The organism is Halorarum halophilum (genome assembly GCF_013401515.1).
In the GTDB taxonomy this organism is placed as follows: Archaea; Halobacteriota; Halobacteria; order Halobacteriales; family Haloferacaceae; genus Halorarum; species Halorarum halophilum.
In genome coordinates this window covers 173,555-188,462 of sequence record NZ_CP058529.1, presented here as the reverse complement: position 1 = coordinate 188,462, position 14,908 = coordinate 173,555, and the positions used below count along the sequence as shown (strand labels likewise).

At 69.8% G+C, this 14,908-nt stretch carries 16 protein-coding genes; 8 read left to right on the top strand and 8 right to left on the bottom strand.

Annotated elements, in window-relative coordinates; translation table 11 throughout:
• Position 1: 1 nt before the first annotated feature.
• Complete coding sequence (locus tag HUG10_RS01015) at positions 2 to 706, top strand: class I SAM-dependent methyltransferase (protein WP_179167779.1); 705 nt, start codon at positions 2 to 4, stop codon at positions 704 to 706.
• A 35-nt stretch (positions 707 to 741) separates the two neighbouring features.
• Here HUG10_RS01015 and HUG10_RS01010 read toward each other — a convergent pair whose 3' ends face one another.
• Positions 742 to 1,146, bottom strand: coding sequence for a TRAM domain-containing protein (locus HUG10_RS01010; RefSeq protein WP_179167778.1), 405 nt, complete (start codon positions 1,144 to 1,146; stop codon positions 742 to 744).
• Between the two features lie 286 nt (positions 1,147 to 1,432).
• On the opposite strand from HUG10_RS01010, the gene HUG10_RS01005 reads away from it, so the two are divergent.
• Both HUG10_RS01005 and HUG10_RS01000 read left to right on the top strand, forming a co-directional pair.
• On the top strand, positions 1,433 to 3,931 hold the full coding sequence (locus HUG10_RS01005; RefSeq protein WP_179167777.1) for an alkaline phosphatase PhoX: 2,499 nt from the start codon (positions 1,433 to 1,435) through the stop codon (positions 3,929 to 3,931).
• A gap of 23 nt (positions 3,932 to 3,954) precedes the next feature.
• On the top strand, positions 3,955 to 4,395 hold the full coding sequence (locus tag HUG10_RS01000) for a hypothetical protein (RefSeq protein ID WP_179167776.1): 441 nt from the start codon (positions 3,955 to 3,957) through the stop codon (positions 4,393 to 4,395).
• Positions 4,396 to 4,476: 81 nt separating this feature from the next.
• Here HUG10_RS01000 and HUG10_RS00995 read toward each other — a convergent pair whose 3' ends face one another.
• On the bottom strand, positions 4,477 to 5,199 hold the full coding sequence (locus tag HUG10_RS00995; RefSeq protein WP_179167775.1) for a YkgJ family cysteine cluster protein: 723 nt from the start codon (positions 5,197 to 5,199) through the stop codon (positions 4,477 to 4,479).
• Positions 5,200 to 5,286: 87 nt separating this feature from the next.
• Between HUG10_RS00995 and HUG10_RS00990 the strand changes: the two genes are divergently transcribed.
• The gene (locus HUG10_RS00990) at positions 5,287 to 5,523 is read left to right on the top strand and encodes a DUF7511 domain-containing protein (protein ID WP_218780717.1); all 237 of its coding nucleotides are present in this window, start codon (positions 5,287 to 5,289) and stop codon (positions 5,521 to 5,523) included.
• 41 nt (positions 5,524 to 5,564) lie between these two features.
• Positions 5,565 to 7,244, top strand: coding sequence for a sensor histidine kinase (locus HUG10_RS00985; protein ID WP_179167774.1), 1,680 nt, complete (start codon positions 5,565 to 5,567; stop codon positions 7,242 to 7,244).
• Between the two features lie 33 nt (positions 7,245 to 7,277).
• On the opposite strand, the gene HUG10_RS00980 is transcribed toward HUG10_RS00985, so the two are convergent.
• Together HUG10_RS00980 and HUG10_RS00975 are read right to left on the bottom strand one after the other, a co-directional pair.
• Positions 7,278 to 8,066, bottom strand: coding sequence for an MBL fold metallo-hydrolase (locus HUG10_RS00980; RefSeq protein WP_179167773.1), 789 nt, complete (start codon positions 8,064 to 8,066; stop codon positions 7,278 to 7,280).
• A gap of 5 nt (positions 8,067 to 8,071) precedes the next feature.
• The gene (locus HUG10_RS00975; RefSeq protein ID WP_179167772.1) at positions 8,072 to 9,811 is read right to left on the bottom strand and encodes a radical SAM protein; all 1,740 of its coding nucleotides are present in this window, start codon (positions 9,809 to 9,811) and stop codon (positions 8,072 to 8,074) included.
• 392 nt (positions 9,812 to 10,203) lie between these two features.
• Here HUG10_RS00975 and HUG10_RS00970 point away from each other — a divergent pair, with 392 nt between their 5' ends.
• Together HUG10_RS00970 and HUG10_RS00965 are read left to right on the top strand one after the other, a co-directional pair.
• Positions 10,204 to 10,362, top strand: a complete 159-nt coding sequence (locus HUG10_RS00970; RefSeq protein WP_179167771.1) for a DUF7559 family protein — start codon at positions 10,204 to 10,206, stop codon at positions 10,360 to 10,362.
• A complete protein-coding gene (locus tag HUG10_RS00965) occupies positions 10,359 to 10,976 on the top strand; it encodes an Hsp20/alpha crystallin family protein (RefSeq protein WP_179167770.1) in 618 nt (205 codons plus the stop codon). Before HUG10_RS00970 ends, HUG10_RS00965 begins: the two co-directional genes overlap by 4 nt.
• Here HUG10_RS00965 and HUG10_RS00960 read toward each other — a convergent pair whose 3' ends face one another.
• From HUG10_RS00960 to HUG10_RS00950, 3 genes are all read right to left on the bottom strand, one after another.
• Positions 10,977 to 12,107: an NAD(P)/FAD-dependent oxidoreductase gene (locus HUG10_RS00960; protein ID WP_179167769.1), complete on the bottom strand. Its 1,131-nt coding sequence runs from the start codon at positions 12,105 to 12,107 to the stop codon at positions 10,977 to 10,979.
• Positions 12,104 to 12,871, bottom strand: coding sequence for a creatininase family protein (locus HUG10_RS00955; RefSeq protein ID WP_179167768.1), 768 nt, complete (start codon positions 12,869 to 12,871; stop codon positions 12,104 to 12,106). The genes HUG10_RS00960 and HUG10_RS00955 overlap by 4 nt, the downstream gene beginning before the upstream one ends.
• An 85-nt stretch (positions 12,872 to 12,956) precedes the next feature.
• Positions 12,957 to 13,748 carry a DUF7388 family protein gene (locus tag HUG10_RS00950; RefSeq protein ID WP_179167767.1) on the bottom strand — a complete coding sequence of 264 codons (792 nt, stop codon included), beginning with the start codon at positions 13,746 to 13,748 and terminating at the stop codon, positions 12,957 to 12,959.
• Positions 13,749 to 14,041: 293 nt separating this feature from the next.
• Between HUG10_RS00950 and HUG10_RS00945 the strand changes: the two genes are divergently transcribed.
• Entirely contained in the window at positions 14,042 to 14,194 is a 153-nt protein-coding gene (locus HUG10_RS00945; protein ID WP_179167766.1) for a hypothetical protein, read from the top strand.
• A 65-nt stretch (positions 14,195 to 14,259) separates the two neighbouring features.
• Here HUG10_RS00945 and HUG10_RS00940 read toward each other — a convergent pair whose 3' ends face one another.
• Positions 14,260 to 14,859, bottom strand: a complete 600-nt coding sequence (locus HUG10_RS00940) for an NUDIX hydrolase (RefSeq protein WP_179167765.1) — start codon at positions 14,857 to 14,859, stop codon at positions 14,260 to 14,262.
• Positions 14,860 to 14,908: the final 49 nt, after the last annotated feature.

The window sequence follows — 14,908 nt, the reverse complement described above, 5'->3', positions numbered from 1 at the left end:
CGTGAAAGGGCAGGAGTGGTACCAAGCCGACTCGGTGGCCGAGGAGTACGACGCCAAGCGCTTCTCTCGCGGCGGCCGACTCATCGACCGCCGGGAGAAGGAGGCCGTACTGGACGCCGTCGCACCCGTCGAGGACAAACGCGTCCTCGAGATCGCGTGCGGTACCGGCAGGTTCACCGCCATGCTCGCGGAGCGGGGGGCCGACATCGTCGGCCTCGATATCTCGGACGCGATGCTCTCGCAGGGCCGGGAGAAGGCCCGCCGTGCTGGCGTGAGCAACCGTATCGAGTTCATGCGCGGTGACGCCGCTCGCCTGCCATTCCCCGACGACCACTTCGACATCGTCTTCGCGATGCGATTTTTCCACCTCGCGGACACCCCCGCGAAGTTCCTCGCGGAGATGGCGCGCGTCTCGAAGCGCCGCGTGTTCTTCGACACGTTCAACGGCGCCTCGCTCCGCGTGCTGTACAACTGGGCGCTCCCGATGGGGTCCCGGCTCTACTCCGGCAGCGAGGTCGAACGGCTCGTCACGGACGCCGGCCTCCACCTGGCGAACCAGACGCACGACTTCCTGCTCCCGTACGGCTTCTACCGGAAGGTGCCGAACGCGGTCGCCGATCCGTTCCGGAACGCGGACACGAAACTGGGTGCGACGCCGCTGGGCAACGTTCTCGCGTCCGTCTCGTACTGGACCGCCGAAGTCTGAACGGGGGTCCCCGGGCGCGTCCGGGGGCGGATCGGTTACTCTTCGAGGACCTCGCCGACAGCGAAGTTCGACTTCACTTCGGTCACCTCGATCTTCACCCGTTCGCCGACCTCGGCGCCGGGGACGATGATGACGTAGCCGCGCTCGACGCGCGCGATGCCGTCGCCCTGCTTCCCCAGGTCCTCGATCTCGACGTAGCGGATCTCGCCGGTCTCGACCGGGGGTTGCGGGCCGTCGCGGGCGCCCCCGCTTCCGCCCGTGCCCGACGTCCCGCCGGAGGCGGAATCTTCGGTTCGGGAGATGAGCGCGACGCGGTACACCTCGCCCGGGGCGACGCTGCCGGTCTCCACCTCGCGACGGGGCACTTCGAGCACGAATCGGTCGTCGTCCTCGCGGACTTCGGCACTGAACAGACAGAGGAGTTCGTCGGAGATTTTCACGATACAGACCTCCAATCAGCGGTTCGGCCGACGTGACAAATACCTACCGCCGTCGGTGGCGGGGGCGCCGACGTTCCGGTGGCTTCGGTCCGTGTCAGCGAAGTTGCTGGAGTGGAAGGCGGAGTTTCTTTTATGAACGATTATTATATATTTCCTCCAGCCGGTACCGTATCGCTCCGGTCCCACAATACATTCGACGGAACCACGTACGACACCACCCAGATTATTTCTAATATATATACCAAATATAAACAGTCAATTAATCTCCACAACAGGCCGCAATCGCATGGTGGACATGTCTCGACGACGGCTGATGGGAACGTCGGTAGCCGCCGCGCTCGGTGCCAGTGTGACCGGGGTGGCGAGCGCCGACGAGGTGGAGGAGTCCGACACGCCGGGCGCGCCGAGCGTCAGAGGGGAACTCAAACGGTTCTCGACGACGGCGTTCGGCGCGGAGGTGACGGGCCCGTTCGTGTTCGCGGACGGGTCGCTGCTCTACAGCCTCCAGCACCCGAGCGAGGAGAACCCGGAACCGTACGACCGCGCGGGAGTGGGTTACTTCAGCGGGTTCCAGTTCGACCTCGACGGCGACAACGACGACTTCTCCGAAGTGTCGACCCCCCAGACCGACGCGGAACAGGGTGCCGTCCGGTCCGGCGACGGCGAGTACGTCTTCCTCGCGAAGGGACGTGAGCCGATCAACGGAGGGTCCGAACTTCTGGGCGTCACTCAGACGCCCGACGGCACCGACCTCACCACGGATAACTTCGCCGGGACGATGTACGGCGACGCGGCGACCAACCCGGACTGCAACCAGTTCGTCCCCACGGACGAGGAGGGGACGGAGGGGTACCTGTTCACAAACTGGGAGAACAGCCCCGGGAACGTCTCCCGGATCCCGATCAGCACCACGGACGACGGCGAGTGGGAGGCCGACCCGGAGGGCGCGATCAACCTCGCGAACACCGGACCGCTCCGCGAACTCGGCGGGACGCGCATCAACTGCTACGGCGATCTCAGCCCGTGGGGGACGATGCTCTCCTCCGAGGAGAACTACGCGCACACCCGGGTGAACCTGACCGCGACGGTGAGCGACATCGAGGCGGCCGGGAGCGGCCACGGCCTCGTCGGCGGCGCGCAGTTCTGGAATCGGCCGAACCCGAGCAGCATCGTCGACGCGATCGACGAGTATTACGAGGACCCGTTCACCCCGCAGGGGTTCTGGGCGCTCGACGGCGTCGAGTTCCTCGCGTACTACCTCGGCGCGGAGCCTGTCGACGGGTCCGGGGACGGGGAGAACGACACGATCCCGATCGGCGACGTCTACCCGAACCCCTACCGGTACGGCTACCACGTCGACTTCCGCGAACCGGCGGCCGACCCGCCCCAGCCGGTCAAGTATTACGTGATGGGACGGGCAGCCTGGGAGGCGCCGGACGTCCAGTCCGACGAGCGGACCGTCTACGGCTGCTCCGACGGCGACAGCAAGGGCATCTACAAGTTCGTCGCCAACGAGCCGATCCCGAGCTACGACGACCCGATGGACGTCGCTGGCACGCTCTACGCCCCGAAGATCACCAACGACGAGGCCGAGGAGCGGAACTCCCCGGCCGAGGTGGACCTGGAGGTCGAGTGGCTCGAACTTGGCCACGCCAGCAACGCTGAGTGCGAGTCCTGGATCGCCGAGTACGACGACGTCACCCAGGTGGACTACCTCGAACGCCACACCGAGGACTGGGAGGAGGGAGACCCCGTCACGCCGTCGGTGCTCGAGGAGGCCGACCGGGCGGTCGTGGAGGACGGCAACCGGAACTACGTCACCGACGAGGAGATCATCGAGTGGGCCGAGCAGTACGAGGAGGAGGGGCCCGACGGCGTCGACGAGGACCTCCGGAAGGTACCGTTCCTCGAGACCCGGGCAGCCGCGAAGGAGATCGACGCGTCGATCGAGTTCAACAAGGCCGAGGGCGTCGACAGCGTCGACGACGCTGGCCCCGGCGACTTCGTCTACTTCGGGATCTCGGAGTTCAACGACGACCTCGCCAACGACGTTGGCGACGTCCGGATGGACCGCGTCGACGGTGGCGTGGTGTACCGGGCCGAACTCGAACCGGACTACGACGTCTCGACGCTCGAACCGGTAATCACCGGTCCCGACTTCACCGATCCGCCCGAGGACGCCGACGACGCGCTCCGCAACGTCGACAACGTCTACGCGATGGACGACGGCCGCCTCATCTGCTGCGAGGACGGCTTCGGCGGTCCTGCGCGCTCGTACCCCAACGACGGGCTGTACGTCTACCAGCCGAACGTCCTCGTCGACGTCGGGTCGATCGATCTTCGCACGGGTGACACGGGGACGACGGAGCTGTACGCGTCGGCGTTCCCGTCGGGCGTCTCCGAAGGGCGAGTGACCGTCTCGCTCTCGGACCACACCGTCGCGAGCATCATCGACGTCTCCGTCCACGACGACCTGTCGTCCTCGGAGCACTCGATCAGTCCCGACGGCTCGTCGGCGACGCTGGGGTTCGCCGACCCGGACGGGAACGTCCAGCCGGGCGGGAACGAGGTCACCCTCGCGTCGCTCACCCTGCGAGCGAGAGGGCCGGGCACGACCGACCTCGACGTCGACGTCCACCGACTGGACGACCAGGACGGCGACGCCATCGACGTGGAGGCCCGGAGCGGTGTCCTCGTCAGCGAAACTGATGGTCGGGGACCGTGTGCCGATGACGACGGTACCGCCGGTAGCGACTCCAGCTCCGACGACGCCGGGGACGAGTAATCGCGACGAACCCTCGATCAACGATGTCCCGATCAGACACGCCGACGGCAGCGGACGAGACGACGCCAGCGACAAGGGAATCGACGTACCGCGAGTACATCCTGGAGGTGCGAATCGTCAGGCAGGCCAGCCCGGACGGCGACGACAGCTACCGGTTCGAGGCGCCCCGGCACGAGGGGATCGAGTTCGACGACCCGGACCTCGCCACGCTGTACGCCGACGTCTACTTCGACGTCAACGGCTTCGAGGAGGCGGGGACCGGCGAGCGTGGCGTCCCGCCAACAATCATCCAGGCCGGCCGCGACACGCTCGTCGCGTACTTCCTCACGCAGCCGTACACCGACGTCCACTGGATCGCCTCCTTCTACGGGGAGAAACCGGAGAAGATCGAACGATACGTCTCCCGCGTCCGCAAGCGCGCTGCGGGGATTCGAGAAGGAGCACGCGAGAGAGGCATCGAGTGAGCAGGGCGGTAGCGACCTGAAGGCGGGAGTCGGTCAGCTCACGGTCGACCCCGATTTCGGACAGCTCGCATGTATCCGGAGCTAGCTCGCGTCTTCGAACGGCGTCCCGTCCACACGCTTCGCGCCCTCCGAATCGTGGACGACGATATCGCCCTCGTCGGCGTCGACCGGTTCGTAGTTGTCCCGAACCGCGATGGCCTCCTCCAGTTCGCGGATCGCCCGTTCCTTCAACGCGCCCGCGAGATCCTCGGCGTCCGCTCTCGGGATGTCGCGTCCGAGCCCCTCACACTCGTGGGCCCGGACCATCCCCTCCCCGTCCACGGCCTCGCCCATCGGCTGGGACGTCCCGCCGAGCGCGACGCTGAACGGGTACGTCTCGCAGATGAGCGGCCGGTCCTCGTGCACGGTGCAGGCGCCGACGCCCTCGCCGTCCTCCTCGTAGAACGTGCAGTCCCCGCACGCGTCGGTCTGGAGCGCCCACTCGAACGTCTCCCCCGACGGTCCGTCGGGGCCGTCGACGAGGCCGTACGGCATCGGCCGGGCGACGTCGCGGAAGTCGTAGTCGCCGGCGGCCTGGAGGTCCCGGATCTCGTCGGGGAACACCGTCGCCGTGTGCGGGTCCGTCCCGTCGCTCGCTTGCCGGTCGTCGAACTCCCCGCTCGCGTCCTTCGAGGCGCTCGGCTCCTCGCTCTTGCAGCAGGCGCCACACCGCGTACACTCGAACCCGATGGACTCGATGGCGTCCGCGAGGGCGTCCTCCTCGAGCGCGCGCGCCTCCGCGAGTTCGGATTCGAGCGACTTCACGACGCTCCGTCGGGCGTCCGGGCGGAAAACCCCGTCGCCTCCGGCGTCTCCGGACCGCTCAATACCCCTCCGAACACCACTTAGCGGGTGTTAAGTGGAACCCCCGACCAGATGCTGGTGATGGCCGCCCACTCCGATACCCCCGCCGCGGAATCGGATCCGCGGTTCGTGCCCCCGTCGGGTCTCGAACTGGCCGTGGTCCGGTACGACGACTCCCCGGATCGGTGCACCCTCTCGCCGCGAGACGTCGACGAGGAGGACGTGCTCACCCACTGGCTCTCCGTCGACGCGTCGCTGGCCGTGCCGCTGGCATCCATGCGCTGACTGAGATAATCTTTTGCTACCCCGGGAGAAAGCGGCGCCTCGTGCCCTGGGTGCCGACGATCTACTCCGTCCCGCCGCTCCTCGCCGCGGTCATCGCCCTCGGCGTCTTCGCGGGCGCCTGGCGTCACCGCGGCGAACCCGCCGCCAGGCCGTTCATCGCGGTGATCGGCGTTCTCTTCGCGTGGTCAGCCGCCTACGCTATCCAGATCGGCTACACCGACCCGGGGACGCAGCTGTTCTGGCAGCAGGTGTCGTTCTCGGTGAGCAGCACCATCGGCCCGCTCTGGTTCGTCTTCGCCGTCCGGTACGCCGGCTTCGACGGGGTACTCCGACGGTGGGTGGTCGCCGTGCTCGCGCTCGAACCGGTCGCGTTCGCCGCGGCGGTCTGGCTGAAGCCCGCCGGCCTGATCTGGCGGAACCCTCGGCCGGCCTCCGCCGGCGCGGCACCGATCGTCGAGTTCGGCATCGGTCCCATCTACCTCCTGCACATCGGGTACGTGTACCTCCTCATCCTGGCGGGCGTCTGCCTGCTGCTGTGGGTCGCCGTCTCCGGCTCCCGGCTCCACCGCAAGCAAGCCGGACTCATCACCGCCGCGGCGATGCTCCCGTTCGGCGCCAACGTCGCCTTCACCCTCGGGGCGAGCCCGATCCCGAACCTCGACCTGACGACGTTCACCTTCGCCCTCTCGGGGGTCATCATCGGACTGGCCCTGTTCCGGTACGACTTCCTCGACCTCGCACCGATCGCCCACAGACGCTGGGTCGAGGCGCTGGGCGACGGACTGCTGGTGGTCGACGACGCGGGCCGGGTAACGGACGTCGAGGGCGTCGCGCGACAGGTACTCGATCCTCGGCCGGTCGTCGGCGAGCCGGCCGCAGCGTCGCTCCCGGGCGACGACCTCGCGGCGGCCGACGGGGCGGTCGTCGAGGCGACCCTCGACGGGGACCACCGCTACTACGACGTCTCCGTCGGACCGATGACCGACAGGCACGGCCGCCGGGTCGCCCACCTCGTCGGCCTCCGGGACGTCACCGACCGCGAGGAGTACCAGCGGCGGATCGGCGTCGCGGACCGAGTACTCCGACACAACGTCCGTAACGAGGGGAACGTCGCGCTCGGTCACCTCACCGCGGTCGCCGAGGGCGGCGTGTTGGACGTCGACGAGGCCACGGAGCGCGCGTCGGTCGCGGCAGACAGGGTCGGGCGCATCGTCGACCTCACCGAGCGGATCCGCGGGGTGACGACCGCGCTGGAACAGCAGGGCGCTCGTGACAGGCCCATCGACGTGTCCAGAGTCATCACCGACGTCGTCGCCGACTCGGCGGACCCCGACGTCGTCGAGGTCGACGCGCCGGCGGGGACGACGGTCGCAGCGCCGAGCGACCTGCTGGTCGAGCGGGCGGTCGCGGACGTCGTGGAGAACGCGCTCGAACACACCGGGCCGGACGCCGAGGTCCGCGTGACGGTCGAACTCGGTACGGAGACGGTCGCGGTCGTCGTCGCCGACGACGGCCAAGGCATCCCGACGGACGAGCGCGTGCCGTTCGACGCCCGGGAGGAGACCCCGCTCTCGCACGGGAGCGGTCTCGGCCTCTGGATGGTGAAGTGGGCGATGGAGGCCGCCGGCGGCGACGTCTCGTTCGCGGAGAACGAGCCGTCGGGCTCGATCGTGACGCTCACCTTCAGGCGTCCGACCGTCCTGCCGGATCGAGCTACGTGAGCGCCGACAGCGACTGGCACGTGCGGGCGCCGATCAGGCGGTTCCGACGCGACCCGTCGTGGGGTCGTACTGCACTCGCCCCGCCCGCGAGAGCTTCTCCAGGTGGGCGCGAACAGTCGCCCGGGCGAGGTCCTTCACTCCCGAGAGGTCCTTCCCGTACGCGGCCTCGAGGACGGCGTCGACGTCGGCAGCGCCGCGTTCGACCGCAGCGAGCACCCGCTCCTCGCGGTCGTTCCGGTGGGCCACGAGCCGCTCGCAGGTCGCCCGGGGGTCCTCGGTGACCGGTCCGTGTCCGGGGTACAGCACCCGCGGGTTCCGCGCGTGGAGACGCCGGAGCGCGGTGAGGTACGCCCGGACGTCACCCTCCGGCGCGCCGACGACGACGCTCCCCTCGGCGACCGCCACGTCGCCGGAGAGGGTTCCGATCGAGATCTCGAATGCGACGTGGTCGGGGGCGTGCCCCTGCGTGTCCAGGGCAGTGGCGGGCCCGACGCGGTTGCCCTCAGCGAACGTCCTGTCGGGTTCGAGTCCCGTCGCGTCCGCGAAGCGCGCCTCCCGACCGCTTCGCGCCCAGACGGTCGCGTCGGTCTCGGCCGCGTACTCGGCTACTGCACCGACGTGGTCCGGATGGGTGTGCGTCACCGCGACGTGGTCGACGCCCTTCTCGCGGACGGCCGTGTCGAGGGTGTCGGTCCGTCCCGCCGGGTCGACGAGCAGTCGCTCGGTGTCGCCGTCCGGTCCGGGTCCGGAGACGAGGTAGGCGTTCGTCTGCCCGGTCGGCGCTCGCGTCGCGACGGGGACGGAGAAACTGTCGACGTGCATCGGCCTCAGTCGGCCCGCTCGGGCGTCCGTACTGTCGCGAACCGCGAGAGGTCGACCCCGGCGGTCTCGCCGGCCTCCTCGGTCGACCCGTACGGTCGGTTGACGATGATGTCGCCGGCGGTCCCCTTCCCGACGCCCGGGATGGCGACGAGTTCGTCCATCGACGCGCCGTTCACGTCGAGGGGAAACGGCACGCCCGTCACCGATCGGTAGCCCCAGTCCACGACGGTGACGTCGATCGACCGGCCGAGTTCGCGCTCGCCCGGGACGCCGACGAGGATCGGGTAAGTCCCCAGTTGGCGGCCGAAGGTGGTGCCGTCCTCGTGGTACTCCAGGTGGACGTCGGGCAGGACGGTGCCGGTCGGCATCACCCGCTCCAGCATCGGCCGGTCGACGGTCTCGCGCACCTCGCGCTTGTACCGCTGGAACTCCTTCTTGTGCTCGCGCGCGAGGTCGGCGCCTGTCTCCGCCATCTCGGTCCCCTCGAAGGCCATCACCTGCCGGATGTTCACCCGGCGGAGCATCAGCCCCTCCTCCATCACGTCCTCCAGGAACTCCCTGTTGTGCGCGAAGGTGTCCTCCGTCTCGCCCTGGAGGCCGTGGACGAGGTTGATTCCCGGAAGCAGTTTGGGGAGGCGCGTCCCGCGCTCGTCGTCGGGGCGCCACCCGGCCTCCTCGTTGACGACACGGACGGCCTCGAGGCACTCCTCGGCCGAGACGAGGAGGTTGTTCTCCTCGCGCACCGCCGGGTCGGCCGATTCGAGGCCGAAGGCGGCCGTGTCGCCGGCCGTGTTGTGCTCGGCGATGACCCGGATGGCCGCCCGCGACGCCTCCGGGTAGTCCGTGATGGTCACGGGGTTCATGTTGTCGAGGTGGAGCGTCTCCAGGTCCGGCGCCACGTCGCGGATGCCGCCGTACAGCTGACGGAGGGCGTCGGGGTTCGGCGCCTCGCCGTCGCCGCCGAACGCGAGGATGTCTGCCTGCCGGCCGAGCCGGAAGTGGCGAACCCCGCGGTCCGAGAGCGCGTCCACCTCGGAGACGACGTCCGGCGCGGTGCGGAAGTCCGGGTCGCCGTACAGCGGCTCGGTGCAGAACGAGCAGCGGTAGGCGCAGCCGCGGGAGGTCTCGAGTTCGGCGATGAGATAGTCGGGGTGGTTCGGGTGCTGTTCGACGACGAACGCGCCGAGGCTCGACCAGCGCGACACCTCGTCGTACTCGCGGATGCGGTTGCCGAACCCCTCCAGCCCCGCCTCGACGAGGTCGTAGGCGGCGGCCTCCACGTCGCCCATCGCGACGAAGTCGTAGTCGAGGTCGTCCCGCTGCATCTCCTGTGCGCCGGCGTTCTCGTCGCCGACGCCGAAGCGGACCGGGCCGCCGAGCAGGGTGACGCCGTCCGCGGTCCAGGCGAGTTCACGGACCTCGTCCGGTTCAGCGGGGGTGCCCCCGACGTACTTCCCGGGGACGGTCATCCCGCCGACGTACACCAACAGGTCTGCGTCGGCGACGTCGGCCCACTTCCGCCGGTCGTCCCGGAGTTCGTCGATGGTGTGGTAGGTGATCCCCGACTCGGGGACGCCGGCGTCGACGAGCGCCCCGGCCGTGAACCGGGGGTACGTCGAGATGTAGGGCGGGACGCCGAAGTGCGCCGGCTCGTCCACGTAGCCGTCGACGATGGTGACGGAGAGGTCGGAGGGAGCGGGTGCGCGAGACGGCACCCGGTCGCCGTCGAGCTGCGGCGCGGTCATGGGACGCCCTCGGGCCGCGAGGGGCTAAAGACGTGCGGTCCCCAGCGACGTGAGTATCCAGCGCCCTACGACTGCTCACGATCACGGATCAGCTGGCTGGCGCGCGGCGGCCGCGCCTCGGTCACGCGAGCGACCAACGGGAGCGAGCGTGAGTGGTGCGGTTCGGGTGGGACTGAAAGGGGCCACCTGCTCCGCGAACCCCGGACCAGCAAGCACCACAGGCCGGAGGCCGAGGAGCGCAGCGCGGTCCGCGGGAGCGGAGCAGGTGGGGGCTTTCGAGGCGGTCCTCCCCTAGGCACCACCGCTGATCCCCTCGAGGACGACTGACATCCACACGCTCCGGACGCCCAGCCCCCACGTCGTTTATGCCCCGCCCGCCCCTAGCGTCACCCATGCCTGCCACGAAGGAAGTCAAGTGCACGAGCGCGGACTGCGAGCTCGACATGTTCGAGAACCACTACACGTACGATATCGCGGACGACCACGCCGTCTCGGACCTCTCGTGCCCGCTCTGTGGCGGGACGGACTGCCTGGAGGAGATCGAACTATGAAGGGCCGGAGCGAGCGCCGCGGCGACCTGAAGGAGGTCGGCAAGTCGGCGGTGACGACCGTGCTCGACCGCGTCGGTCGCGGGATGGGGAAGGTCCAGGAGCGGACCCCGCTCCCATACGACCTGCTGGAGTCCGAGGACGCCTACCTCGTCGTCTTCGACGCCCCCGGAACCACCCGGAGCGACATCCAGGTGCGCTTCCGCGAGGGCGCCGTCGAGGTGCGCGTGGACCGCTTCCGCGACTTCCACGAGGGGTTCGAGATGCGCTTCCCCGGTCGGGGGCTGTCGCTCGACGGACGCGCGCAGCTGCCGCCCCACGCGTCCGTCGACCCCGCCGGAGCCGAGGCGACGCTGACGGACAACGGCACGCTCCGGGTGACGCTCCCGAAGACGGAAGAGGAGCGGAGCACGACCCTCACCATCGAGGGGGACGAGGAGGCCGACCGGGACGCCGACACCGAGGACGACGACTGGAAGCGGCCGCCCGGCGAGGACGTGGGCATGGGCGAACCCGAGGACGAGGCCGAGACCCTCGAGGAGGGTGGGGAGTACGACGAGTCCGACGAGTACGACAGCCCCGAGGAGTACGAGCAGTCGAGAGACGACGGGGAGTAGTCATGCGCCGTCCCGGTCCGTCTCCACCGCCATTCCTTCGCTGATCTCGAACGTCTCGTCGCCCGAGAACCGCCTCGGGTCGAACGGGGCGATGCCGTCCGACTTGCCCAGCACTTGCGCCGCGACGGCTTCACCGACGGCCGGCGCGCGCATGAACCCGTGGCCCTGCCACCCGGCGGCAACGTATAGGCCCTCGCGGAGTTCCCCAAGCAGCGGATCCCCGTCCGGCGTCGCAGTGCAGAGGCCGGCCCACGCGCGCTCGACCGCCGGGTCGTGATCGGCGCGGTGCCGGAGCATCCCACCGAGTTCGTCGACGAACCAGTTGTCCGCCTCCCGGTCCCAGTCGTCGGGGTCGGCCTCCACCGGCACCGTGCCGTCACCGCCGAGCAGGCCCGTCGGGTGCGGGCGGAAGTACGCCCCGGCGGTCGCGTCGTAGCACATCGGCCCGTCGTAGGCGGTCCCGGAGACGAGCGCCTGCACGCGGTACGGCTTCAGCGGGACCGGGATACCGGCGTCCACGAGCACCCGCTTCGTGTGTGCGCCCGCCGCGACGACGACCGCGTCGTACCCCGTCGCCGTCCCTCCGCCATCGGCGATGACGCCAGGCCCGTCGGGGTCGACGCAGACCGACTCGTTCGGACGCAGTTCGACGCCCGCCTCACCCGCCCGTCCGGCCATCATCTCGACGTACGACCCGGGGTCGGTCCAGCCGGCGTTCTCGGCGACGGCCGCGACGGTGACGTCGTCGGTCCGAAGCGTGGGGAACCGCTCTCCCAGTTCTGCTGGGGTGACGGACTCGACGGGCCGACCGTGGGATTGCATGCGTTCGACGCTCGCGGGGATAGCCTCCGCCACGTCCTCGTCTCCCGTTCGCGCGAGGAACACGTACGGGCACTCGCGGAACTCGAAGCCGCCCGTCCCCGAGAACTCGCGAAACCGTTCCATCGCTCGCGCGCCCAGTTCGGCGTCCACGTCCTCGGCGTACGCGTCGTACAGCACGCCCGCGGCGCGACCCGACGACCCGGAGCCGGGCTCTCCCCGGTCGTACACGGTGACCGACGCGCCGCCGGCCGCCAGGTCGCGGGCGGCCGTGAGCCCGACTGCGCCCGCGCCGATGACCGCGACCCTCATCGATGCGGTTCGGGCATGAGCGCGTCGAACGGCCGTTCGGTCAGCCACCCCACGAGCGCGTCGAGTTCGCTCACGGACTGCTCGTACAGCCGCCGCCCCTTCTCGGCGCTCCCGTCGGTCGGCCGACCGGCCGCGCCAGACTCGGAGAAGTCGGCCACGTCGAACCCGACCTCCGCGCCGTGGACCGTCCTCCCCCACGAGTCGGCGGCGCCGGCCTCCGCCTCCTCGATCGCGGCCTCGCGCACGAGGTCGGCGGCCAGGTGGGCGATCATCGACGTCTCCATCGCGTCGGCGTGACCGATTCCCGACTGGTCGAACAGCGCCTCGTCGAGGCCGTCGAGGCTCGACCACCAGTTCCACGGCGCGGCGAAGGCGATCCGTTCGCCCCGCAGCCGACGCGCGGTCCGCGAGAGCGCGTCTACGTTCCCCCCGTGACCGTTGACGACGACCAGTTTGCGGACGCCGTGGCTCGCGACGGACGCGAGGATCTCGCCGACGTAGTCCTCGAACGTCTCGGGGTCGACCCACAGCGTCCCGTCGAACTGACGGTGGTGGGTCGACACGCCGACCGGGACCGTCGGAAGGACGACCGAGTCGTCGCGGTCGAGCCCGCGCGCGACTGCCTCGGCCGCGAGGAAGTCGGTGCCCAGCGGAAGCGCCGGGCCGTGCTGTTCGACGGAGCCCGCGGGGAGCACGGCGACCTCGACCTCGTCGTCGAACAGGTCGCCCGCCTCCGTGGTGGTTTGCTCGTGCAGGAGTCGCATACCCGGCAGTCCGCGGGAACCTACTTAGCCGGTCGGGTGGGGGTGGGCGGCTGAACCGGCGACGACGAAGAACGGAGCGGACGACCTATCGGAACGACTCGACGCCTGCAGCGGGGTACCCGACCACGTAGTCCACCCCGGCCTCCTTCAGCGCCGTCACGCGCTCGGCGACCGCGTCGGGTTCCCCGACGAGCGCGTAGTCCCGGACCGCCTTCGAGAGCACCTCGCGGGCGCGCCCAGTCGCCGTCGAATCGGTGGGCGCGTCGTCGGGAAGGGCCGTCCGGACCGGCTTCCGTCGGGCGGCGTACGGTCCCACGGCGTCTAGTACGGCGTCCTCGTCGGCGGTCGGGACCGTCGGCGCGTAGACGGCGACTTCACCGTCGAATCCCGCGGCCCGGAGCCCGCGGACGTCCCGCTCGGTCGCCCGCGAGAGGAGTTCGTACTGGGTCCCGCCGGCGGCGAGCGCCAGCCGTTCGACGCCCTCGGTGCCGACCCAGGGGTCGGCGCTGACGGCGACGGCCTCGCCGAGTCGCGGGGCGACGGCCCGCGACTTCTCCCGCTCGGTGAGGTACGCCGGGTGACCCGCGACGAGCACGCGTCGAACGCCGTCCGGGAGCGATGCCGTCAGGGAGTCGTCACCCCGGGGGTCGAAGCCGTCCGCGCGGACCGGCGTCGTGAGCCTGACCTCGCGCTCGCCCGCGAGCGCGGCGAGCCGGTCGAACTCCGGGAGCGCCTCGCGCCCCTCGTAGTCCACGCAGACCAGGTCGAACTGGAGGTCCCGGGCGACGGCGACGTCGCACTCGGTCGGCTTGAGCGCGACGCCGTCGAGGCCGGTCCGGGCGGCGATGCCGGCGGCGTGGTCGGTGCGGGTCCTCATCGGCGACCCCCATTGGACCAGTAGAGTGGAAGGGACGAGCAGGGGCAGTGGCTATCGGTCATGCGAGTACCTGTCATCGAATCGGGTCGGTCAGAACGGTCGCGGAACGCGATCCATCGCCTGTGCGGCCATGTCCGAACGAGTCGGGGGGCGGGGATAAGCGTGGCGTCTCCGACAGTATCGGCGCGTTCCCCTCGGAGTTCGCTCGGCACGTCCTCGACGTGGGCGTCGTCCCGAACGACGCGTGGTGTTCGGGACAAGATACATACCTCATCGTCTGAAACGATATGTGTATGGACAGTATCGGCCCTATCGGCGGGGAAGGACGGGGCGCGGGGAAGCCGGGCGACGGGTTCGTCGAGTCCGACCGCGTCAAGACGGTGCTCGTGCTCGTGACGTTCCTCGTCCTGATCTTCGGCGCGATAGTCGTCTTCAGCTACGTGTAGTTCCCGACACGGGCGCTACTCGAGCCATTCTTCCTGACCGGCGAGTGCTCCGGTTCCTGCATCGGTCAGGACGGCAGGTCCGCGTCCGGGTCGACGACGCGGTCGACCTCCTCGGGCATCCGCCAGTCGGTGGTGAGCTCGAGCAGTTGCACGAGCATCCGCCCGGTCGCGCCCCAGACCGTGTAGCCGTCGACGTGGAAGAAGTGGATGCGGACCTGGCCGTAGTGACTGTGGTCGCGGCGCTCCGACTCGTAGTTCGCCGGGTCGGTCAGGTCGGCGACCGCGAGGACGGCGATCTCGGCGACCTCGCCGTCGTTCGGCCGGTACTCGCGGTCCGGGGCCGTGCCGACGAAGGGCGTTACCGCGAACTCGGACACCGTCGGAACGTCGTCGAGTTTTCCGACGACGCCCACCTCCGTAGGTTCGAGGCCGATCTCCTCCTCCGCTTCCCGGAGTGCCGTCTCCTCCAGGTTTGCGTCGATCGACTCGACGCCGCCGCCCGGGAAGCTCATCTGCCCCGGGTGACTGCTCAGGTGTTCCGCACGCTTCGTGAACAGGATGTGTGGCTCGCCGTCCCGGTCGATGACGGGGGCGAGCACCGCCGCTCGCTCCTCGGCGTCGGTGAACGTCACCGGCGTGTGGCGCCGCACCCCGTCGAGGTCCATGCCTCTTGTGTGCGACGACGACCCTTCAACGTTGCAGTCCTGGCCGTGC